Annotated in this window: 22 protein-coding genes; 16 read left to right on the top strand and 6 right to left on the bottom strand. The window is 62.7% G+C overall.

Annotation, left to right across the window (positions count from 1 at the left end; genetic code table 11):
- Positions 1-54: 54 nt before the first annotated feature.
- The 5 genes from mltG to fabD all read right to left on the bottom strand — a co-directional run bounded on the left by mltG (position 55) and on the right by fabD (position 4,853).
- Positions 55-1,275, bottom strand: a complete 1,221-nt coding sequence (gene mltG, locus NKJ55_RS31135; RefSeq protein ID WP_352453225.1) for an endolytic transglycosylase MltG — start codon at positions 1,273-1,275, stop codon at positions 55-57.
- Between the two features lie 93 nt (positions 1,276-1,368).
- Positions 1,369-2,631: a beta-ketoacyl-ACP synthase II gene (gene fabF, locus NKJ55_RS31130; protein WP_352453224.1), complete on the bottom strand. Its 1,263-nt coding sequence runs from the start codon at positions 2,629-2,631 to the stop codon at positions 1,369-1,371.
- A 34-nt stretch (positions 2,632-2,665) separates the two neighbouring features.
- The gene (locus NKJ55_RS31125) at positions 2,666-2,902 is read right to left on the bottom strand and encodes an acyl carrier protein (protein WP_127851501.1); all 237 of its coding nucleotides are present in this window, start codon (positions 2,900-2,902) and stop codon (positions 2,666-2,668) included.
- Positions 2,903-3,089: 187 nt separating this feature from the next.
- Positions 3,090-3,827 carry a 3-oxoacyl-[acyl-carrier-protein] reductase gene (gene fabG, locus NKJ55_RS31120; RefSeq protein WP_352453223.1) on the bottom strand — a complete coding sequence of 246 codons (738 nt, stop codon included), beginning with the start codon at positions 3,825-3,827 and terminating at the stop codon, positions 3,090-3,092.
- Between the two features lie 60 nt (positions 3,828-3,887).
- Positions 3,888-4,853 (bottom strand): ACP S-malonyltransferase, encoded by a 966-nt coding sequence (gene fabD, locus NKJ55_RS31115; RefSeq protein WP_352453222.1) that lies wholly within the window; start codon positions 4,851-4,853, stop codon positions 3,888-3,890.
- A 247-nt stretch (positions 4,854-5,100) separates the two neighbouring features.
- Between fabD and NKJ55_RS31110 the strand changes: the two genes are divergently transcribed.
- Positions 5,101-7,026 carry an LTA synthase family protein gene (locus tag NKJ55_RS31110; RefSeq protein ID WP_023677707.1) on the top strand — a complete coding sequence of 642 codons (1,926 nt, stop codon included), beginning with the start codon at positions 5,101-5,103 and terminating at the stop codon, positions 7,024-7,026.
- Between the two features lie 31 nt (positions 7,027-7,057).
- On the opposite strand, the gene NKJ55_RS31105 is transcribed toward NKJ55_RS31110, so the two are convergent.
- On the bottom strand, positions 7,058-8,602 hold the full coding sequence (locus NKJ55_RS31105; RefSeq protein ID WP_352453221.1) for a pilus assembly protein TadG-related protein: 1,545 nt from the start codon (positions 8,600-8,602) through the stop codon (positions 7,058-7,060).
- 455 nt (positions 8,603-9,057) lie between these two features.
- Here NKJ55_RS31105 and rpsF point away from each other — a divergent pair, with 455 nt between their 5' ends.
- The 15 genes from rpsF (at position 9,058) to NKJ55_RS31030 (ending at position 21,591) form a co-directional block, all read left to right on the top strand.
- Complete coding sequence (gene rpsF / locus NKJ55_RS31100; RefSeq protein ID WP_292663863.1) at positions 9,058-9,558, top strand: 30S ribosomal protein S6; 501 nt, start codon at positions 9,058-9,060, stop codon at positions 9,556-9,558.
- Positions 9,558-9,806 (top strand): 30S ribosomal protein S18, encoded by a 249-nt coding sequence (gene rpsR / locus NKJ55_RS31095; protein ID WP_006203718.1) that lies wholly within the window; start codon positions 9,558-9,560, stop codon positions 9,804-9,806. The genes rpsF and rpsR overlap by 1 nt, the downstream gene beginning before the upstream one ends.
- 211 nt (positions 9,807-10,017) lie before the next feature.
- Positions 10,018-10,602: a 50S ribosomal protein L9 gene (gene rplI, locus NKJ55_RS31090; RefSeq protein ID WP_023677710.1), complete on the top strand. Its 585-nt coding sequence runs from the start codon at positions 10,018-10,020 to the stop codon at positions 10,600-10,602.
- A gap of 153 nt (positions 10,603-10,755) precedes the next feature.
- Positions 10,756-12,045, top strand: coding sequence for a cyclopropane fatty acid synthase (locus tag NKJ55_RS31085; RefSeq protein ID WP_352453220.1), 1,290 nt, complete (start codon positions 10,756-10,758; stop codon positions 12,043-12,045).
- A gap of 79 nt (positions 12,046-12,124) precedes the next feature.
- The gene (locus NKJ55_RS31080) at positions 12,125-12,448 is read left to right on the top strand and encodes a YnfA family protein (protein ID WP_352453219.1); all 324 of its coding nucleotides are present in this window, start codon (positions 12,125-12,127) and stop codon (positions 12,446-12,448) included.
- A gap of 3 nt (positions 12,449-12,451) precedes the next feature.
- Positions 12,452-13,420: a small ribosomal subunit Rsm22 family protein gene (locus tag NKJ55_RS31075; protein WP_352453218.1), complete on the top strand. Its 969-nt coding sequence runs from the start codon at positions 12,452-12,454 to the stop codon at positions 13,418-13,420.
- A gap of 206 nt (positions 13,421-13,626) precedes the next feature.
- A complete protein-coding gene (locus NKJ55_RS31070; protein ID WP_023677714.1) occupies positions 13,627-15,117 on the top strand; it encodes a replicative DNA helicase in 1,491 nt (496 codons plus the stop codon).
- Between the two features lie 21 nt (positions 15,118-15,138).
- Entirely contained in the window at positions 15,139-15,744 is a 606-nt protein-coding gene (locus NKJ55_RS31065) for a hypothetical protein (protein WP_352453217.1), read from the top strand.
- Positions 15,744-17,162, top strand: coding sequence for a DNA repair protein RadA (gene radA / locus NKJ55_RS31060; RefSeq protein WP_352453216.1), 1,419 nt, complete (start codon positions 15,744-15,746; stop codon positions 17,160-17,162). The genes NKJ55_RS31065 and radA overlap by 1 nt, the downstream gene beginning before the upstream one ends.
- A gap of 47 nt (positions 17,163-17,209) precedes the next feature.
- A complete protein-coding gene (locus tag NKJ55_RS31055) occupies positions 17,210-17,881 on the top strand; it encodes a CvpA family protein (RefSeq protein ID WP_023677716.1) in 672 nt (223 codons plus the stop codon).
- Positions 17,882-18,006: 125 nt separating this feature from the next.
- A complete protein-coding gene (purF, locus tag NKJ55_RS31050; RefSeq protein ID WP_023677717.1) occupies positions 18,007-19,476 on the top strand; it encodes an amidophosphoribosyltransferase in 1,470 nt (489 codons plus the stop codon).
- A 14-nt stretch (positions 19,477-19,490) separates the two neighbouring features.
- Positions 19,491-19,760, top strand: coding sequence for a hypothetical protein (locus tag NKJ55_RS31045; protein WP_352453215.1), 270 nt, complete (start codon positions 19,491-19,493; stop codon positions 19,758-19,760).
- 23 nt (positions 19,761-19,783) lie between these two features.
- A complete protein-coding gene (locus NKJ55_RS31040; RefSeq protein ID WP_352453214.1) occupies positions 19,784-20,530 on the top strand; it encodes an SDR family NAD(P)-dependent oxidoreductase in 747 nt (248 codons plus the stop codon).
- Between the two features lie 88 nt (positions 20,531-20,618).
- Positions 20,619-21,239, top strand: a complete 621-nt coding sequence (locus NKJ55_RS31035; protein ID WP_352453237.1) for a hypothetical protein — start codon at positions 20,619-20,621, stop codon at positions 21,237-21,239.
- Positions 21,240-21,369: 130 nt separating this feature from the next.
- Positions 21,370-21,591 carry a hypothetical protein gene (locus NKJ55_RS31030; protein ID WP_254820234.1) on the top strand — a complete coding sequence of 74 codons (222 nt, stop codon included), beginning with the start codon at positions 21,370-21,372 and terminating at the stop codon, positions 21,589-21,591.
- Positions 21,592-21,700 lie beyond the last annotated feature (109 nt).

The raw sequence follows: 21,700 nt of genomic DNA, 5'->3' as shown, positions 1-21,700 counted from the left end.
AGCCCTTGCACATCCACCCGGACATGCACAGGGCCAACCTGATGGCGTCCGGCCCTACTGGGCGGCGGTGGCGCCCGCATCGTCAACGATGGCTCCCGCCGGCGTGTCGGCTCCGGTATTGGTTGCCCCGGCCTTGGCGGCGTCCTGCGCCTGCTTTTTCAGCAGTGCCCGGTAGCGAGCGACATTCTCGTTATGCTCATCGAGCGTCGAGGCAAAGACGTGCCCGCCGCTGCCGTCGGCGACGAAGTAGAGATCGCTGGTCTTCGACGGATTGGCGACGGCCTCCAGCGTCGCACGGCCGGGATTGGCGATCGGCGTCGGCGGCAAGCCGTTGATCAGATAGGTGTTGTAGGGCGTCGGCTTCTGGATGTCCGACTGATAGATCGGGCGGTCGATGGGTTTGCCCTTGCCGCCGAACAGGCCGTAGATGATGGTCGGGTCCGACTGCAGCCGCATACCCTTGGCCAGCCGGTTGAGGAAGACGGCGGCTACACGCGAGCGTTCATCGCCCTTGCCGGTCTCCTTCTCGACGATCGAGGCCAGGGTGACAAAATCCTCAACGTTGGCGATCGGCAAATCCGGCGCTCGGCGCCGCCAGACCTCGTCGACCAGCTTCTTCTGGTCGGCCAGAAGCTTGTCGACCATCTGCTGGCGTGTTGCGCCGCGGGTGAAACGCAGCGTGTCGGTGGCGAGGCTGCCCTCAGGTGGAGTGGTCGACGGCATATCGCCGGTCAGCGCGTCCTGCTCGGCGATCCGTTGCAGCGCCTGCTCGACCGTCAGCCCCTCGGGGATAGTCAGCGAATACATCACCGACTTGCCGCTCTTCAGCAGTTCCATGATATCGTGCATCGACGCCTGCGGCTTGATCTCGTATTCACCGGCCTTCAGGGCGGAGTCATTGCCGAAGGCGCGCACGCCAAGGCGGAAAATGCGGGCGTCGCTGATCAGCCCTCGCCGCTCAAGCTGGTCGGCGATCTCCTGGACGCCGCTATTCGGCTTGACCAGGAAAGTGTCGCCATTGGCCGACGGGCCGGGCTCGTTGAACTCCTGCTTGCCGAAATACAGCGCAACGCCTGCCGCCAGCACCATCAGCATCACCGAAGAGATGACGAAGTTCATGAACACGACGAACTGGCTGCGCGAGGCACGCGAGCGCTTCGGCGGCGGCGTGCCGGCCTCGGGCCGCAACGCCTCGCTGGCCGTCTTCGGCACGATCGGGCCGGGCGTTGTTGCCCGTTGCCCGAATTCCCCGTTATCGGCCGGATTTGTGTTCATAGCGCCCTACCATTTGATCTTGCGACGAATCCCCTCGGGCAGAGTAGGGGCGAATATGGCAAAATTGACGGCAGACGGAAACCGGCAGAGCGGTCAGCCATTGTAGCGCTGGAAGACGAGCGAGGCGTTGGTGCCACCGAAGCCGAAGGAGTTGGACAGCGCCACGTCGATCTGGCGGGCCCGCGGCTTGTGCGGCACCAGGTCGATCGCCGTTTCGCGCTCCGGATTGTCAAGATTGATCGTCGGCGGCGCGATGTTGTCGCGAATGGCGAGGATCGAAAAGATCGCCTCGGCAGCACCAGCCGCGCCCAGCAGGTGGCCAATCGACGATTTGGTCGACGACATCGATATCTTCGAGGCGGCGTTGCCGACCAGCCGCTCGACGGCGCCGAGTTCGATCGTATCGGCCATGGTCGAGGTGCCGTGCGCGTTGATGTAGTCGACATCGGCCGGCGTCAGCTTCGCCCGGTTCAGCGCCGCGCTCATGCAACGGAAAGCGCCGTCGCCGTCTTCGGCAGGCGCGGTGATGTGATAGGCGTCACCGGTCAGGCCGTAGCCGGTGACCTCGGCATAGATCTTGGCGCCGCGGGCCTTGGCGTGTTCGAGCTCCTCGAGCACGACAACGCCGGCGCCCTCGCCCATGACGAAGCCGTCGCGATCGCGATCATAGGGGCGTGAGGCCGTTTGTGGCGCGTCGTTGCGCTCGGTGGAGAGCGCGCGGCAAGCGGCGAACCCGGCGACCGACAGTCTCGTCACCGGCGCTTCGGCGCCGCCTGCGACCATAACGTCGGCATCGCCCCAGATGATCAGCCGGGCGGCATCGCCGATGGCGTGCGCACCGGTCGAGCAAGCGGTGACGACGGCATGGTTGGGGCCTTTCAGCCCATGGCGGATCGAGACCTGACCGGAGACGAGGTTGATGATCTGGCCAGGGATGAAGAATGGGCTGATGCGGCGCGGACCGCGTTCCTTGAGGATCATCGCATTCTCGGCGATGCCTTCGATGCCGCCGATGCCCGAACCGATCAGCACGCCGGTGGCGCACTGTTCCTCATGCGTCTTCGGCTGCCAGCCGGAATCCTTGAGTGCCTCGTCGGCGGCCGCGATCCCGTACAGGATGAAGTCGCCGATCTTGCGCAGTTCCTTCGGCTCGAGAACGGCTTCAGGATTGAAAGTGGCGTTGGAGCCGTCACCGCGCGGAATGACGTGGGCGACCTTGCAGGCAAGGTCTTCCACCTCGAATTCGGTGATGCGCTTGGCTGCGCTGCGGCCGGTCAGAAGCTCCTTCCAGCTGTGCTCGAAGCCCATGCCGAACGGCGAAAGCAGCCCAAGGCCCGTGACGACGACACGCCTCATCGCAGGTCCTCCCCGGTGATGACTGCAAATAGCGTCAGGCGGAGGCCTTGTCGATGTATTTCACCGCATCGCCAACAGTCAGGATGGTCTCGGCGGCGTCGTCCGGGATTTCGACACCGAACTCTTCTTCGAACGCCATGACAAGTTCGACCGTGTCGAGGCTGTCCGCGCCCAGATCATCGATGAAGCTCGCCTGCTCCGTCACCTTCTCGGCATCGACGCCAAGGTGCTCGATGACGATCTTCTTGACGCGCTCTGCGGTGTCACTCATTTGGGCATCCTCGTCTTTTGGTTGTCTGTCTTCGTTAGCGGGCAGAATGCCGCTAATCAAGCTGAAAGATGGTCCTGCCGGAAACGCAGCGGAACAGGACCGGTTTTTGCCCGAACCGCCGGGTTGCGGGCGGCATTACACGAAAAATCCCGTGCATCCAAGACGGAATGAAGCGTTTTCCCAAGTGTTAGATCATTGCCATGCCGCCATTCACATGAATGGTCTGGCCGGTGACGTAGGCTGCCTCGTTGGAAGCGAGGTAGGCGACGGCAGAGGCGACTTCGGCGCCCGTGCCCATGCGCCGGGTCGGGATCGCCGCCATGATCGCCTCTTTCTGCTTGTCGTTGAGCTTGGCGGTCATCGCCGATTCGATGAAGCCCGGGGCGACGCAGTTGACGGTGATATTGCGGGTGGCGATCTCCTGCGCCAGCGATTTGGAAAAGCCGATCATACCGGCTTTGGAGGCGCAGTAGTTGGTCTGGCCGGGATTGCCGGTGACGCCAACCACTGAAGTGATGTTGATGATGCGGCCATGGCGGCGCCGCATCATCGGATGAGTAAGCTCGCGGGTCAGCCGGAACACGGCGGTCAGGTTGACCTCGAGCACGCTATCCCAGTCGGCGTCAGCCATGCGTACGAACAACCCGTCCTTGGTGATGCCGGCATTGTTGACGAGGATGTCGACGCCTTCGAGGTCGGCCTCCGCCTTCTGGCCGAGCGCCTTGACGTCGTCGCGGTTGGAAAGATTGGCCGGGAAAAGCTTGACCCGGTCGCCCAGTTCGGCGGCCAGCGCCTCCAGTTTCTCGATACGTGTGCCATGCAGGCCGACGATGGCGCCCTGGCCGTGCAGCACGCGGGCGATCGCCTCGCCGATACCTCCCGATGCGCCGGTGACGAGCGCCTTGCGGCCGGTCAATTCGAACATTCTTGCCTCCTGATCTGAGCGAACACCCTTCGCATGGAGCGGGGTCAAATCGCCAGTTGATTATGCAAGCGCCGCCAGCGCCGCCTCGACATCCGCCGCGGATCCGATGCCAGTGGTGGCAATATCGCGGTTGATGCGGCGGGCCAGCCCCGACAGCACCTTGCCGGCGCCCACTTCGTAAAGCGTCGCAACGCCGTTGCTGCCGAACCACTCCACCGTTTCGCGCCAGCGCACGCGCCCGATCACCTGTTCGACGAGTCGGCGGGCGATCTCGTCGGGATCGCTCGTCGGGGTCACCGTAACATTGGAGACCAGCGGCACGACCGGCGCACTCTTCGTCACGGCGGCCAGCGCCTCCCGCATGATCTCGGCCGCAGGCTTCATCAATGCCGAATGGAAGGGCGCCGAGACCTGCAGCATCAGTGCCCGCTTGGCGCCCTTCTCCGTGCATAGCCTCGCCGCCAGTTCGACCGCTGGCCTGGCGCCGGAGATCACCAGCTGGCCGCCGCCATTGTCATTGGCGATCTGGCAAACCAAGGCTTGTGCGGGATCTTTGGCGGCGCCCTGGGCGGCCTCTGCGCAAGCGGCTTCGACATCGGCCTGTTCCAGCCCGATGATCGCCGCCATGGCGCCCTCGCCGGCCGGCACAGCCGCCTGCATGGCATTGCCGCGGATGCGCAACAGCCGGGCGGCGTCGGCGACCGAAACGAAACCTGCGGCCGCAAGTGCCGAATATTCGCCGAGCGAGTGGCCGGCGACATAGGTGACCTTGCCGTTCAGGGAGAAGCCCCGCGCCTCCAGCGCCCGGATTGCGGCAAGCGACACCGCCATCAGCGCCGGCTGGGCGTTGGCGGTCAGCGTCAGCGTCTCTTCCGGGCCTTCCCAGATCAGCTTCGATAGGTTTTCGCCGAGCGCGTCGTCAACTTCCTCGAAGATCCGCCGCGATTCCACAAAGGTATCGGCGAGGTCCTTGCCCATGCCGACAGCCTGGCTGCCCTGCCCCGGAAAGGTGAATGCGATGGCCATCGGCGGCTCCCAGCTGCTGGTTCACGTTGCCTGTGACGCAAGGCGTGCGGCCAAGTCAAGTCCAACCTTGATCGCGTAATATCGGCCGAGTGCCTGTTTCGGCAGGCTTTTTGGCGATCACTCATGATGAAAACCGCTCACGATTTGTTTGCTGGCTCTTCTTATTTCCGCCACAGGCGCTAGGCTTTGCGTGACAGTTCGATGACAATCGAGTGACGCTTTTGTTGCGGGCCGGGGAACTATTGAAGTGGCAAAGACCAAGCAGAGCGCAGCCGAGGCGGCGCCCCAGTTTCTTGAAGGCGATCCGTCGACCGGCTATCTGCCGGCGCGCAAATGGCCTGTCATCCGCTATGGCCTTATCAGCTTGCTGGCTGCGGCCATCCTTGTGTTTGCCATCGAACTGATCGTGCGCGGCAACTTTGCCGGCACCATTGATTTCTTTCTGCAGCCTTTCAAACCCGGCTGGACCACGATCATCATTTTTGCGCTGATCCTCATCGGCCTCGACGCCGTGCTCGGCCGCAGTCATCAGAGCCTGATGATCGTCGCGCCGCTGACATTGTCGCTGGCGTTCGTCGGCCACCAGAAGTCGCTGTATCTCGGCGATCCGCTCTATCCGACCGATTTCCTCTATTCCCGGCAGATCGTGGCACTGATGCCGCTTCTGGTACGCGATCGCCCGGGAACCGCCATTGCCCTGGCGATCGGCATCGTCGGCGGACTGTCGCTGCTCGTCTACGGTTGGCGGCTATGGCGCCGCCGCGTTCCGGCGCTCAGCCACAAGGGCCGCCTTGCCCGGCTGACGCTGACAGTACCGCTGATCGCCTTCTTCGTTTCCATCATGGACTATGCCACTTTCTCGTGGACGCGCGACCGGCTGCAGATCATCCCGATCATGTGGGACCAGAAGGAAAACTATGCCTCGAACGGTTTTGCGCTCGCCTTCGCGCTGAACGTCCCGATGGCGCATGTCTCGGCGCCGCCCGGCTATTCCGGCAAGGCGATCGAAGCGATCGGCAAACCGCAGGTGACGGCTTCGGTACCCGCCGAGAAGCCCGACATCATCGTCGTCATGAGCGAATCCTTCTGGGATCCGACCAAGCTACCAGGCGTCACCATCACGCCCGACCCTATCCCCAATGTGCGGGCACTGCGCACGGGTTACATGTTCTCGCCCGAGTTCGGCGGCATGACGGCCAACATCGAGTTCGAGGCCCTGACCGGCTTTTCCAACGCCTTCCTGCCGGCGGGCAGCATTCCCTACCAGCAATATGTGCGGACACCGACTCCCTCGCTGGCGACCTTCCTGAAAAGTCAAGGCTACCGGGCGCGCGCTATCCATCCCGGCACTAACTGGTTCTGGAACCGGGGGGCCGTCTATGCCGATTTCGGCTTCAACGACTTCAAGTCCGAGGAGACGTTGCCGCCCATGCAGAAGCGCGGACCGCTCGCGTCGGACGCTGCGATGACCGACGAGATCATCCACGAAGCCGATACCAGCGCCGAGCCGGTCTTCTTTTTCGCCGTCAGCCTGCAGAACCACGGGCCGTATGAGCCGTATCGCTATAACAATCCGACCCACAAGGTGCAGGCGCCGATCAGCCAATGGGCGCGTGAATCGCTGTTGAGCTATGCCGAAGGCTCTTCCGACGCGGACCGCGGCCTCGAGCGGCTGATCGAATGGGCGAAGAAACGCGAGCGGCCGACCGTCATCGCGTTCTTCGGCGACCATCTGCCGCCGCTTGGGCCGGTCTACGTCGAGACCGGCTTCCTGAAGGACAATGTGGCGCCGCGCAAGGAGGCGGCCGACCAGATGCTGCTGCACCACCAGACGCCGCTGATCGTCTGGTCGAATCGCAGCGGCCCGGCCGAGGATCTGGGCGCCGTCAGCCCGTCCTTCCTGCCCTACCATATCCTGAAGACAGCCGGCATCAGCCATCCCTATTACACCGGCTTCCTCGGACAGTTGCGAGAGCGCTACCGCGTTATCGACCGCAATTTGCTTTTGGCACCGGGGGGCGACGCCACCCCCGATTGGTCGCGTCAGAAAGAAATCGATCCGGCAATCCGCGACTTCCGTCTGCTGCAATACGACATGATGTTCGGCAAGCGCCATGCGGCGCCCGATTTCTTCCCCGAAACCACAGGCAAAGTGGCTGCACACACGAGTTGAGCAGCGGCGGCGGGAGAGCGGCCGACGTCGTTCAGTTCGTCAAGTGCAGCTGCGAAATCGAGCTTCCGATTTTCAGGAAGACGCTTTCGAGCTGACTGACGTCGTTGGTCGGGTAATAATCCGACGGCGACGATGCGCAGGCCTCGTAGAGCTTGCGGTTGGCTGCGGTGTCGGCCTGCAGCAGCACTGTGAATATCTGCACGTCCTGCTTCTTCAATGTGTTGCATACATTGGTTGTCCAATCGTCGACATTGCGCGCAGCCGCGGTCTGGTCGCTGGATCCAAACCGACCCGAGGCCAGGAATCCGTAGGAGCCATAGTCCGACTTCTGTGGCGTATCCTTCGCGCCATAGACAACATTCTCGCCGTCGGTGAGCAGCAGCACCGTTTTGGTCGTGCCTGACGACCTGAACGGCGCGCCGTCGCTGTAAGGCGCTTCCGGCGAGAGCACCCGCATCCCCCATGACAAGCCTTCCGAAACATTGGTCCCCGAGCCGTTCCATTCGATCATCTCACCGACGGCCTTCCGCAATTTGTCGAAATCATCGGTCAGCGGCACTATCGGCGTCGGACAGGCCCGGTTTGGGCCGATAGTCAGTGGGCCTCTCTTGTCGTTGATCAGCTTCATCGTCGAAACACTGTACTTCGCCATGTCGCTGGTGAGGCCGGGAAGCACGGTGACAACGGTATCGTCGAGATAGGAATTGTTGTAGCCGGTCGCTGAATTGCCGTAGGAGCTGGTTGGATTTTTAGCGTTACCTGGATCGTCCGGCGCGAAATAGGGTACGAACAGGGTGTCCGGTTTGTTTTGGTCGGGCGAAATGTCGGAAACATTGTTGGTTCCGGGCCGCGCTTCGACGCAGCCTCTCCATTCGACGCCCAATTGCTTGAACAGGTCCATATGGTTGACGCGCTTGCCGCCGACCAAGGGGAAATTGGCGCCATTGTTCGGCGATTTGCCGGCCATGTCGATCCAGGCCGGATCGTAGTCCTCGCCCTTGACGTTGACGGCGGTGACGAACGGCACCACCGCGACACGTACGCTGCGCGTCGGCGACTTCGCCGCTTCGAGCATATCGATCAGGGCCGTCGCCGCCGTCCGCAATGCGCCGATGCGATCGTTGCTGGCCATCGACCCGGTATTGTCGAGCACCAGCACGACTTCGAGCTGATTGGTCGATTCGACGGCGCCGGCATCGACGGTGATGCGCTTGTCGTCGCCGAACAGGAAGGCGAAGTTCAAATTGACGTCCGCCATGGCGACAGCCTTTGTCTGGATGTAATTGAGGCCCCTTTCCACGGTAAGCGTCGCTTCGGCGTTCCTCAACTCGCTGTGGCCGGCGACATTGGTCTGGAAGTAGCGGTCGAAGACGTCCTTGCGCGAAGCCTCGATGTCGCCGAGATGCGAAGATGCAAGGTTCGCGGCATCGAGCGCGTTCTGCAAGCTGACCTTGGCCCTCATCAAGGTGGACACGTCCACGGCAAAGGCGACGGCGGTCAGAACCGCAGGCAGCCCGAACGCCAGCATCAGGGCAAAGTTGCCGCTCTTCGAACGGCAGAATTTGTCGAAAAGCATTTTTGTCCCCAAAACCGCCTTGCTGCCGACCTCGCGCAGACTGTTTGCTTTTGCATCGGCATGATGAACGACGGGTTGCCGCCACGCCCGCCGGTGCTGGAACTTCGCATGGTGGTTAAGGTCCGGTTTCAGGAAATCCGTAAGCCTTGCCGTCGAGGCCCATGGCGCTCTGGGACAGTAGGGCCGTTTGCCCTGTCGTTTGGCCTTGCTTTGCGACCAAATTCCTGTATAGACGCCCGCAATCTGCCGGTCCTTGCTGGGGGCTGAACGGAGGGCCGGAGGTTTTTCGAAACCTTCGTGTGAAGCCAGAAGCGCTTCCGCCTCCCGTGTCTCCGCTCTCGACCGTCTCGTCATGCTCCTTTCTTCCCCGCCTTTGCAAGGATTGCGGGTCAGAGAAGTTGCAGAGGCTTTTGCCGCCGGGAACCGGGAGAGAAACGAAGAAAGGCACGAACACTATGGCTCTATACGAACATGTGTTTCTTGCCCGGCAGGACCTCTCGCAGCAGCAGGTCGATGCGCTTGTCGAACAGTACAAGGGCGTCATCACCGCGAATGGCGGGTCCGTCGGCCGGGTCGAGAACTGGGGGCTGAAGTCCCTCACCTACCGGGTCAACAAGAACCGGAAGGCATATTATACACTCATGGACATCACCTGCCCGCCGGCCGCGCTCAATGAAATGGAGCGCCAGATGGGCCTGTCCGAGGACGTGCTGCGTTTCCTGACCATCAAGGTCGATGCGCATGAGGAAGGTCCGTCGGCAATGATGCAGAAGCGCGAAGAGCGCTCGGAACGCGGCGGCTTCGGCGACCGCGACCGTGGCGATCGTGGCCCGCGCTCATTCGGCGACCGCGATCGCGGTGACCGTGGTGATCGTCCGCCGCGCAGCTTCGGCGATGGCGGTGCCGATCGTGGCCCGCGCCGTCCGCGCGAAGGCTTTGAAGGAGCCGCAGAATAATGGTCGACATCAACCAGATCCCAACCCGGCGCCCCTTCCACCGTCGCCGCAAGACTTGCCCGTTCTCCGGCGCCAACGCGCCGAAGATCGACTACAAGGACGTGCGGCTTCTGCAGCGCTACATCTCCGAGCGCGGCAAGATCGTGCCATCGCGTATCACCGCCGTCAGCCAGAAGAAGCAGCGCGAACTCGCCAAGGCGATCAAGCGCGCCCGCTTCCTCGGCCTGCTGCCCTACGTGGTCCGCTAAAATCTACGCGGGCGGTTCGCCGCCCGCTTTTCCCACGGCGACGGGCGCCGCAGGGTTTGCCATCAAAATCCCGGGTTGGATTTCGACAAGAGATCCTAACTGCCGCGACAGGCAGGACAGCGACACAGGCGGCGACGCCCCAGCTTCCTGACCTGTTCCAGACAACTCGGCGCCGATCCTGAGGATAGCGCCCAAGCGAAGGAACAAAACCATGGAAGTCATTCTTCTCGAACGCGTTTCCCGCCTCGGCCAGATGGGCGATACCGTCAAGGTCAAGGACGGGTTCGCCCGCAATTTCCTGCTGCCGCAAGGCAAGGCGCTGCGCGCCAACGAAGCTAACAAGAAGAAGTTCGAGGGACAGCGGGCCCAGCTCGAAGCCCGCAACCTGGAGCGCAAGTCCGAAGCCGCGCAGATTGCAGAAAAGCTCGACGGCAAGAGCTTCATCGCCGTGCGCTCGGCCGGCGAAACCGGTCAGCTTTATGGTTCGGTCTCGACGCGCGACATCGCCGAGCTGGTGACGGCGGAAGGTTTTTCGGTCAACCGCAACCAGATCCTGCTCAACCAGCCAATCAAGACCATCGGCGTCACCAATGTGGCGATCGCACTGCACCCGGAAGTCGAGGTTACCATCACGCTCAACATTGCCCGCACGGCCGACGAAGCCGAGCGCCAGGCCAAGGGCGAAACACTGACCACCGCCGAAGCCATCTACGGCGAGGACATCAACGATAATGCGCGGCCGGAAAACTTCTTCGATCCGAATGCGGAGTTCGAAGGCGGCGAAGACAACAGCTGATCGTCATTCGTCGGCATTCGCCGGCTAATCGCTATTCTGGACCAATGCCCGGGCCTCGTACCCGGGCATTTTTATGCCAAATGGAACTTTTCGAACCCCTATATCTTGATGCAGAATAGGACAGCATGTCTGGCCGAGAGGGGACAATTGGTCATGAATATTCTGCTGAAACGCGTTCTCGACCGCCTGGTCCGCATAGGCAATCTCAAGGTGACAGGGCCGCAAGGCTCGATGGTGACTTTCGGTGACGGCAGCGGCGAGCCGGTGCACATGCACATCAAGACAAGGCATGCCGAGCGCGCAATAACCTTCGATCCGATGCTGGCGGTGCCGGAAGCCTACATGGACGGTGAACTCGACATTCTCGAGGGCGGCGTGCTGGGGGTGATGCGAATTGCCTTCCAGAACATGGGCAGCGGCGGTATCGATGCCACCTGGTCGAAGGCGATCGAAGGTCTGCGCCACGCCTTCCGGCGCCTGCAGCAGATCAACACGGCGTCGCGGGCGCGCCGCAACGTGCAGCGCCATTACGATCTGTCGGGCGACCTCTACCGCCTCTTCCTCGATGAGGACATGCAGTATTCCTGCGCCTATTTCGAGCAGCCGGATATGACGCTCGACGAGGCACAATCAGCCAAGAAGCGCCACATTGCCGCCAAGCTCAGGCTGAAGGCCGGCCAGACGGTTCTTGATATCGGCTCCGGCTGGGGTGGGCTTGGGCTCTATCTAGCCAAGGCGTTCGACGTCGACGTGCAAGGCGTGACGCTGTCGACCGAGCAGCACGGCGTCGCCACCGACCGCGCCCATGCGCAAGGCCTGCAAAACCGGGTGCATTTCGACATCAAGGACTATCGCGAGCTCAATGAGCGTTTCGACCGCATCGTCTCCGTCGGCATGTTCGAGCATGTCGGGGTCAATCATTTCCGCACCTTCTTCGACAAGTCGGCGACGCTGCTGAAGCCGGACGGCGTCATGCTGCTGCACACGATCGGCCGCTCCGGCGTGCCGTGGGCAACCAGCGCCTTCATCCGCAAGTACATCTTCCCGGGCGGCTACATCCCGTCGCTATCCGAAGTGATGCCGGCCATCGAAAAATCGGGGCTCGTCGTCACCGATATCGAGGTTCTGCGGCTGCATTATGCGGAGACGCTGAAGCATTGGGGCGAGCGCTTCGCCGCCAACCGCGACAAGGCCAAGGCGATTTATGACGAGCGCTTCTGCCGCATGTGGGAGTTCTATCTTGCCGCCTCGGAAGCTGCCTTCCGCTGGCAGGATCTGGTGATCTTCCAGATCCAGATTGCCAAGAAGAACGACACGCTGCCGATGACGCGCGACTACATGGCCAGTTGCGAGAAGGCGCTGGAGATGCGCGATCTTGGACGTCGCGAAAAAGCTCCGGTGGCCAAGCCCACTCGCCGCCGCAAGGTGGCGGATCCGGAGTAGACTGCCGCATCACGCCATTGCCGCTTGCCATTGCCGGCCGGCACGCTGAAAAAGGTCTCGTCAACGCGGGACCTTTTTCATGACCTACCTCCTCTACGTCGCCGCCGCACTTGCCGAGATCGCCGGCTGCTTTTCGTTCTGGGCGTGGTGGCGGCTGGACAAGTCGCCGCTGTGGTTGGCGCCCGGTCTCGCCTCGCTGGTGCTATTTGCGTGGCTGCTGGCGCTGGTCGACGCCAGTGCGGCCGGTCGTGCCTATGCCGCCTATGGCGGCATCTACATTGCCGCCTCGCTGGTCTGGCTGTGGCTGGCGGAAAGCGTGCGCCCAGACCGCTGGGACCTTGCCGGTGCCGCGATCTGCATCGTTGGCGCCTCGGTCATCGTGCTCGCACCTCGGGCGGCGTAAGCGATGGAACTGCCCGTCCCGCTTAGACAAGGCGTCGACCGCCTTCTCGAACAGGTGCCGTTGCCGATGCTTAAGCAAGCGGCAAAGACGCTGTCGGACCGCTACCGCGCCGAGTTACGCGACGGCCGCCTGCACATGGCCGAAGACATGGCGGTGAAGGCCTATCTGGCTACGCGGCTACCGGCGACCTATGCGGCCGTTCGCGCCAGCCTCGATGCGGTCAGCGAGGCACGGCCGGATTTTTTCCCAAAAACCCTGCTCGATGTCGGCGCCGGCCCTGGTACGGTGCTTTGGGCCACAATCGATCTCTGGCCCGATCTCGAACAGGCGGTGCTGCTCGAGGCCGGTGCCGCGGTGCGACGCGTCGGCGAAGCGCTTGCCGCCGAGGCGGTCACTGCCAGGACCGCCTGGCGGACCGGCGATGTCACTATCGACCTGGCCGAGCTGGAGCCGGCCGAGCTGGTGACTTCAGCCTATGTGCTGGATGAGATCGCGCCGGCATCGCTGGCAAAACTCGTCGACCGGCTCTGGCAGCTGACCGCAGACACGCTGCTGGTGGTCGAGCCGGGCACGCCGGCCGGCTGGCAGCGTATTCTTGCCGTGCGGCGGCAGCTGATCGAGGCGGGCGCGCACGTGCTTGCGCCCTGCCCGCATGAGGCGCCCTGTCCGCTCGTCGCCCCCGACTGGTGCCATTTCGCCCGCCGCGTCGCCCGCTCGCGCCTACACCGTCTGGCCAAGGATGCCGAGGTGCCGTGGGAGGACGAGAAATTCATCTTTGTCGCGGCCTCCCGCCATCCGGCCGCTCCGCCTCGGGCGCGAGTGATCGCACCACCGAAGTCGGGCTCCGGCAAGGTCTTGCTGAAGCTTTGCGAACAGGATGGGGGTGCTGCCGAGCGACTGTTCACCAAGCGCGACGGCGAGACGTTCAAGGCCGCGCGGCGACTGGATTGGGGTGATGCCTTGCCGGAATGACCGGCAGCTATTTTCCTGTTTTGTTCTCGCCTGAGAACGGCTAGGCTCGCCATCTTGATTCGAGTCAATCGAGATTCTTTCCACCGAAAGATCCTGGCTGTGAATCGCGGGCATCAAAGTTGGTTGGTTGGGGACTGATGCAGATAAGTCATCACCGACTTGTCTCGTTCTGATATCGAGAGACGGGGATCAGGACCGGGGACATCATGGCAGAGGCAGCACGAAAATTCGGCGTGGCGGAAACACCGCTCTATCGCGAGGCGCCGAACAATATCGAGGCCGAGCAGGCGCTGCTCGGCGCCATACTGGTCAACAACGATGCCTTCTACCGCGTCTCCGACTTCCTGAAGCCCGGCCATTTCTACGAGCCGCTGCATAGAAAGATCTTCGAGGTCGCGGCCGAGCTCATCCGCATGGGCAAGATCGCGACGCCAATCACGCTGAAGACCTTCCTGCCGGCCGACGAGAAGGTCGGCGACATGACGGTGGCGCAATATGTCGTGCGGTTGGCGGTCGAGGCCGTCACCGTCGTCAACGCCACCGACTATGGCCGCGCCATCTACGATCTGGCGACGCGGCGCGCGCTAATCACTGTCGGCGAGGACATGGTCAACATCGCCTATGACGCGCCGGTCGACATGTCGCCCTCCGACCAGATCGAGGATGCCGAGCGGCGCCTGTTCGAATTGGCCGAAACCGGCCGCTACGATGGCGGCTTCGAGAGCTTCACCGATGCCGTCAAGACCGCCGTCGACATGGCCAATGCGGCTTATATGCGCGACGGGCATTTGTCGGGCGTTGCTACCGGCTTGCGCGATCTCGACCGCCGCATGGGCGGCCTGCAGTCGTCCGACCTGATCATCATTGCCGGCCGTCCCGGCATGGGCAAGACCTCGCTCGCCACCAATATCGCCTTCAACATCGCCGAGGCCTATGTCCCGGCGCAGCAGGCGGACGGCTCGTTCAAGGCGGCCAATGGCGGCGTCGTCGGCTTCTTTTCGCTCGAAATGTCATCCGAACAGCTGGCCACCCGCATTATTTCCGAACAGACGGAAATCCCGTCGTCGAAAATCCGGCGCGGCGAGATCAGCGAGATGGATTTCGAAAAGCTGGTCGCCTGCTCGCAGACAATGCAGAAAATCCCGCTGTTCATCGACCAGACCGGCGGCATTTCCATCGCTCAGCTGTCGGCCCGCGCGCGTCGCCTGAAGCGCCAGCGCGGCCTCGACGTCATCGTTATCGACTATATCCAGCTGATGCAGGGATCGAGCGCGAAATCCTCGCAAAACCGCGTCCAGGAAATCACCGAGATCACCACCGGCCTCAAGGCACTAGCCAAGGAGCTGGCGGTGCCGATCATCGCGCTGTCGCAGCTGTCGCGCCAGGTCGAGAGCCGCGACGACAAGCGCCCGCAGCTTTCGGATCTGCGCGAATCGGGCTCCATCGAGCAGGACGCCGACGTGGTGCTGTTCGTCTACCGCGAGGAATATTATCTGAAGAACCGCGAGCCGAAGCCGGGCACCGACGAATACATCAAATGGGAACACGAGATGAACGAGATGCGCGGTAAGGCCGAGGTCATCGTCGCCAAACAGCGCCACGGCCCAACGGGATCGGTCAGCCTCGCCTTCCAGGGCGAATTCACCCGCTTCTCGGACCTTGCGGAAGAGCATCATTTGCCGGATCGGTTCGAGTAGGCATTGTCGCGGAGCAGCCGATTGGACTTTAGCGATATCTACCAAAGGATAAAATTCGAAGAGTATGACATCTCCGAGGATGAACGCGCGCAACTCACTGAATATTTGAGATCTGCCGGGTCAATTTCTCGCACGGAATCGCACGCCGGTTTGCTGGTGTTCTGCTACTCAAGCGAACCGACGCCCGAGAACGTTGAATTGGTGAGGAAATTCCTTGCCAAGCATGTCGAAGACTATTCGCGAAGCGCGGCAGTGACCGGCCTCTATCGGATTTGGAAGCTGGGAACGACTCGCGACATCGATAATCTTCTGGGCCTTTTGGCACTTTGGTCAGGGGACTCTCGGCAGAGTACGTCTGTCGCTGCGATCGGGTGTGCATTCCTTCTCATGCATCGGCTTCAGGACCGCCGCCTCTCGTTAGCGCTCAGGCGATTGTTCGAAACGCTGCATGAAGCAGTCAGGCGAGACAATGATTTGGCGGTAAATTTGTTCATCTATGCATGTTGGTCGGCATACGACAATTGGGCTCAGAGCAACGGCCAGCGCCGCACTCATTTCGATACAGTCGAAAATGCTTTGCCGATTTACTGGGATCGTTCCAAATACCTCTTGGAACCAATAAACTGATGGCCAAATCCCGTATCCAGTTCATCTGCCAGAATTGCGGTTCGGTGCATCAGCGCTGGGCCGGCAAATGCGATGCCTGCGGCGAGTGGAACACGCTGGTCGAGGAAGGCACGTCAGGCGGCATAGGTTCCGGCCCGGCCAATACGCGCAATGCACGCAAGGGCCGCGCGGTGGTGCTGACCAGCCTCTCCGGCGACATCGAGGACGCGCCGCGCATCGTCTCCGGCATCGGCGAACTCGACCGCGCCACCGGCGGCGGCTTCGTGCGCGGCTCGGCGCTGCTGGTCGGCGGCGATCCCGGCATCGGCAAGTCGACGCTGCTCACCCAGGCCGCGGCCGCGCTGGCGGCAAAGGGCCACCGCATCGTCTATGTCTCGGGCGAAGAGGCGGTCGCGCAGATCAGGCTGCGCGCCCAGCGGCTCGGCGTCGCCGACACCCCGGTCGAGCTCGCCGCCGAAACCAATGTCGAGGACATCCTCGCCACCATCGCCGATGGCAAGCGGCCGGATCTGGTCATTCTCGATTCGATCCAGACGCTGTGGACCGATATGGCCGATTCGGCGCCCGGCACGGTGACCCAGGTGCGTGCCGCCGCCCAGGCGATGATCCGCTACGCAAAATCCACAGGGGCGGCGATCGTTCTGGTCGGCCACGTCACCAAGGAGGGCCAGATCGCCGGACCGCGCGTCGTCGAGCACATGGTCGACGCGGTGCTCTATTTCGAGGGCGAAGGCGGCCACCACTACCGCATCCTGCGCACGGTCAAGAATCGCTTCGGGCCAACCGATGAGATCGGCGTCTTCGAAATGTCGGACAAGGGCTTGCGGGAAGTCGCCAACCCGTCCGAGCTTTTCCTCGGTGAGCGCCATGCGAAGTCGCCGGGTGCCGCGGTTTTCGCCGGCATGGAAGGCACACGGCCGGTGCTGGTCGAGATCCAGGCGCTGGTGGCGCCATCGACGCTGGGCACACCGCGCCGCGCCGTCGTCGGCTGGGACGGTGCCCGGCTGTCGATGATCCTGGCGGTTCTGGAAGCCCATTGCGGCGTCCGCTTCGGCACGCACGACGTCTATCTCAACGTTGCCGGCGGCTACCGCATTTCGGAGCCGGCGGCCGACCTGGCAGTGGCGGCGGCACTGGTTTCCTCGCTCACCGGTCTTGCCCTTCCCGCCGATTGCGTCTATTTCGGCGAAATCAGCCTTTCGGGTGCGGTGAGGCCGGTTGCGCATGCGCAGCAGCGCCTCAAGGAAGCCGAAAAGCTGGGTTTCGGACGCGCGGTTCTGCCCTTGGGCAGCGAGGAACTTGTTGGCGGCAATGGGGTCGGGGGGATCGGAGCCGGCGCTTTCCAGCCCACCGAGCTTGCCGATCTCGTGGCGCGCATAGCCGGCTCTCGGCGCAGCCGCGCCGACGAGCAAGAGTGATGCGGCTCGTCGGGCCGTGAAAAAGAGATCGGAGTGGGGCGAAAAACATGCCGATTACGCTGCTTGACGGAATTCTCGTCGGCTTCACCCTGGTCTCGGCGATGCTCGCTATGGTTCGCGGCTTTTCGCGCGAGATCCTGTCGATCATCTCCTGGGCAGCCGCCGCGGCCGCCGCCTTCTTCTTCTACAAGCCGGTGCTGCCTTACATTCAGCCCTATGTCGACAACGAAAAGGCCGCCATGGCGGCGGCCGCCGGTATCGTCTTCATTGTCGCGCTGATCGTCGTTTCGGTCATCACCATGAAGCTCGCCGACTGGATCATTGATTCCAGGATCGGCGCGCTCGATCGTACACTTGGCTTCCTCTATGGCGCGGCGCGCGGCATCCTGGTCGTCGCTGTCGCGCTGCTTTTCTTCAATTGGCTGGCCGGCGCCAAGGCTCCAGGCTGGATTGCCAATGCCAAGTCAAAGCCGTTGCTCGAATCGATCGGCGCCAAGCTCGAAAGCCTGCTGCCCGAGGATCCGGAAAACGCCATCCTCAACAAGCTCAATCCGAATCAGCCGGCCACCGAGACGCCTCTGGCCCCCGACGCGCCTGCAGCGGAAGCCCCTGCCGCCGGCGACGACGCCACTGCTCCGGCACCCGACGACAGCGATGCGCCGCCGGCCGACAATGCGCCCGCGACGCCGGCACCTGCAAACCCGGCGCCGGCAAACTGATTTCGACAGACTTGCGAGGCTCAAGACTGTCGATCATGTGAACGCCGCACGACGTGCGTTGCTTTCGATGCGCTATGACCTTATATGGCGACTTTAGCGGAGCTTGAGCCCCAATGGCAGCCTCAGTGGCAGACGCAGACGACGTGCTTTCCGCCGAAGCCGACGACCATTTCCACGACGAGTGCGGCGTGTTCGGCATTTTCGGCCGGCAGGACGCCGCAGCCATCGTAACGCTCGGTCTGCATGCGTTGCAGCATCGAGGCCAGGAAGCGGCCGGCATCGTTTCCTATGACGGCACCCAATTCCATGTCGAACGCCATGTCGGCCTGATCGGCGACACCTTTACTAAGCAGCGTGTCATCGACAGCCTGCAAGGCAACCGTGCCATCGGCCACACACGCTATGCTACCACCGGCGGCGCCGGTCTGCGCAATATCCAGCCTTTCTTCGCCGAACTTGCCGATGGCGGCTTTGCCGTCGCCCATAACGGCAATCTCACCAACGCCATGACCGTTCAGCGCGCCCTGCAGAAGCAAGGCGCCATCTTCTCTTCCACCTCCGATACCGAAACGCTCCTGCACCTGGTTGCCACCAGCAAGGAGCGCGACCTGAATTCGCGCTTCATCGATGCGGTGCGCCAAGTCGAAGGCGCCTTCTCGCTGGTGGCGATGACGTCCAAGAAGATGATCGGGTGCCGCGACCCGCTCGGCATCCGCCCGCTGGTGCTCGGCGATCTCGACGGCGCCTGGATTCTCGCCTCCGAGACCTGCGCGCTCGATATTATCGGTGCGCGTTTCGTGCGCGACCTGAAGCCCGGCGAAATGGTCGTCGTCACCAGCAAGGGCATCGAAAGCCTGTTCCCGTTCGAGCCGCAGAAGACCCGCTTCTGCATCTTCGAATATGTCTATTTCGCGCGGCCGGATTCGTCGGTCGAAGGCCGCAACGTCTATGAAGTGCGCAAGCGCATCGGCGCCGAGCTGGCGCAGGAAAGTCCGGTCGAGGCCGACATCGTCGTGCCGGTGCCGGATTCGGGCACGCCGGCGGCGATCGGCTTTTCGCAGGCCGCGGGCATTCCGTTCGAGCTCGGCATCATCCGCAATCACTATGTTGGCCGCACCTTCATCCAGCCCGGCGATTCGATCCGCCACATGGGTGTCAAGCTCAAGCACAACGCCAACCGCCGCATGATCGAAGGTAAGCGCGTGGTGCTGGTGGACGATTCGATCGTGCGCGGCACCACCAGCCAGAAGATCGTCCAGATGGTGCGCGATGCCGGCGCCAAGGAAGTGCATATGCGCATCGCTTCGCCGCCGACGCGCGCCTCCTGCTTTTACGGCGTCGACACACCGGAAAAGTCGAAGCTGCTGGCGTCGCGCATGTCGGTGGAGGAGATGGCCGAGTTCATCCGCGTCGATTCGCTCGGCTTCCTGTCGATCGACGGGCTCTACCGCGCCGTCGGCGAGGCCGGCCGCGACAACGAGCAGCCGCAATTCTGCGACGCCTGCTTCACCGGCCAGTATCCGACCCGGCTTGCCGACTTCGAAGGCTCCGACAATGTGCGCACGCTGTCGCTACTGGCGGCGGGCGGGTCTTAGCAGACGCTGCTTCAATGCTGAAGCTGTTCTGGCTGGATCTTGAAGCAGGACGCCGCCACGGTTTTCCGATGGGCGTCGGCATCACCGCAGAAGACGAAACGGATGCGGTAGATCTCGCCAAAACACGGTTGTTTGCCAGCGGAAAATTTCCAACCGCCTACAGGATCAAGATCATCCCCGATCTGGACACCCTGGACCAGAACCATGTCAGGCCGAATATCGGCCATTACCTGCGTCGGGGAATCTGGTTTCCGACCGGTTATGATAGTAGCTGGTCTCCGTAACCTTTGATCTTCAGAGTGACCTCATGATTTCTGCCCTTGACCTCTCCGGCCGCGTTGCGGTCGTCACCGGCGCCTCGCGCGGCATCGGCTATTCCATCGCCAGGGAGCTTGCCGCGGCCGGTGCGCATGTGATTGCGGTTGCTCGCACCGTCGGCGGGTTGGAAGAACTCGACGACCAGATCAAGGCAGGTGGCGGACAGGCGACGCTGGTACCGCTCGATCTTGCCGACATGGCGGGGATCGACCGGCTGGGCGGCGCCATCCACGAGCGCTGGGGCAAGCTCGACATACTGGTCGCCAACGCCGCTGTGCTCGGCGTCATCGCCCCGATCGGCCATGTCGAGGCCAAGACCTTCGAGAAGGTGATGACCATCAACGTCACCGCAACATGGCGGCTAATCCGCTCGGTCGACCCGCTGCTCAGGCTTTCCGATGCCGGCCGTGCTATCGTGCTGAGCTCCAGCCTTGCCCACTCCGCACGCGCCTTCTGGGCGCCTTATGCGGCGTCGAAGGCGGCGGTCGAGGCCATGACGCGTTCATGGGCGCATGAGACCGAAAACCTGCCGCTCAGGGTCAATGCCGCCGATCCCGGGGCAACGCGCACCGCGATGCGGGCGCAGGCCGTACCCGGCGAGGATCCTGAAACACTGCCGCACCCTTCGGAGATCGCCAAGCGTATCGTGCCGCTGGCCAGCCCTACGCTCAAGGAGACCGGGCTGATCTTCCAGGCCAAGCACAATCGCTTTGTCGCCTACCGGCAGCCGGAGTAGCCACACATCGCATTTTGCCGGAAGAATTGCACCGGCACCAACGTTGTTCGGGTGCCACAATTCGAGAAACGGAGGACCATATCGGAGACTGCTTCTCTTGACTGCCGCCGCGCTGCTTGCAGTGATCGGCGCCGCGTCGTCGCAGGAGGCAACGATGAGCTTTTTCGTCACCAGCGTCGGCTCCGGCAAAGGCGCCGATCTCGGCGGTCTCGCCGGCGCCGACGTCCATTGTAGTTCACTGGCCGAAGCCGCGGGCGTTACCGGCAAGACATGGCGCGCCTATCTCTCGACCAGCGATACCGATGCACGCGACCGTATCGGCAAAGGCCCGTGGTTCAACGCCAAGGGCGTCAAGATCGCCGATGATGTCGCTTCCCTGCATAGCGATGCCAACGCCATCACCAAACAGACGGCACTCGACGAAAAGGGCCAAATGGTCAACGGCCGCGGCGACACGCCCAACCGGCACGACGTGTTGACCGGCTCCAAGCCGGACGGCACGAAAATAGCCGACCAGACCTGCGGCGACTGGACGCTGAGCGGAGCAGAAGGTGTGGCGATGATGGGTCATCACGATCGTACCGGCCTCGATGATTCGGCAGCCGCCAAATCGTGGAATTCCTCGCATGCGTCACGCGGTGGCTGCAGCCAGGAAGCGCTGAATGGCACCGGCGGCGACGGCCTGTTCTATTGTTTTGCGGTGAACTGAACCAAAACGACCCGACGTCACGTGGCTGTGATGCCGTGGCTTAACGCCGCGCTTTGGCCCAGCTTTCGCCGCCGGGCCGGAGTTGCTAGGATCGTGCGACTCCCAAAACAAGCAGAGCGAGGAAATACTCATGGCGGCACCGAGCGTAGCGTTAGTCTGGTATCTGGTGATCGCCGGCCCGCAAGGCGGCATGGTCGTGCTGCCCAGCACATTCGACACCCGCGAACAGTGCGCCTTCGCCATAACCGAATACCAGAAGCAACCGACGCCGGCCGGCTGGTCGGTGCAGTGCGTGCCGAGCGCCTCGCCCTTCGCCGACGAGGGCGACGCCGAGGAGCCGTCGGCGCAGTAGGGACAGCGTGATCTCCCCCCTCAAGGCAGGGCTATCGCATATGAGTGATGGCATTGATGAGATAGTCGTCGTTCCAGGCGCATTTCTTGATGCGATGGCTGATGGGAAC

The sequence above is a fragment of the Mesorhizobium sp. M0106 genome (assembly GCF_040322715.1).
Classification (GTDB): Bacteria; Pseudomonadota; Alphaproteobacteria; order Rhizobiales; family Rhizobiaceae; genus Mesorhizobium.
The sequence above is the reverse complement of the archived record's forward strand: the minus strand, read 5'-3'. Positions and strand labels throughout refer to the sequence as shown.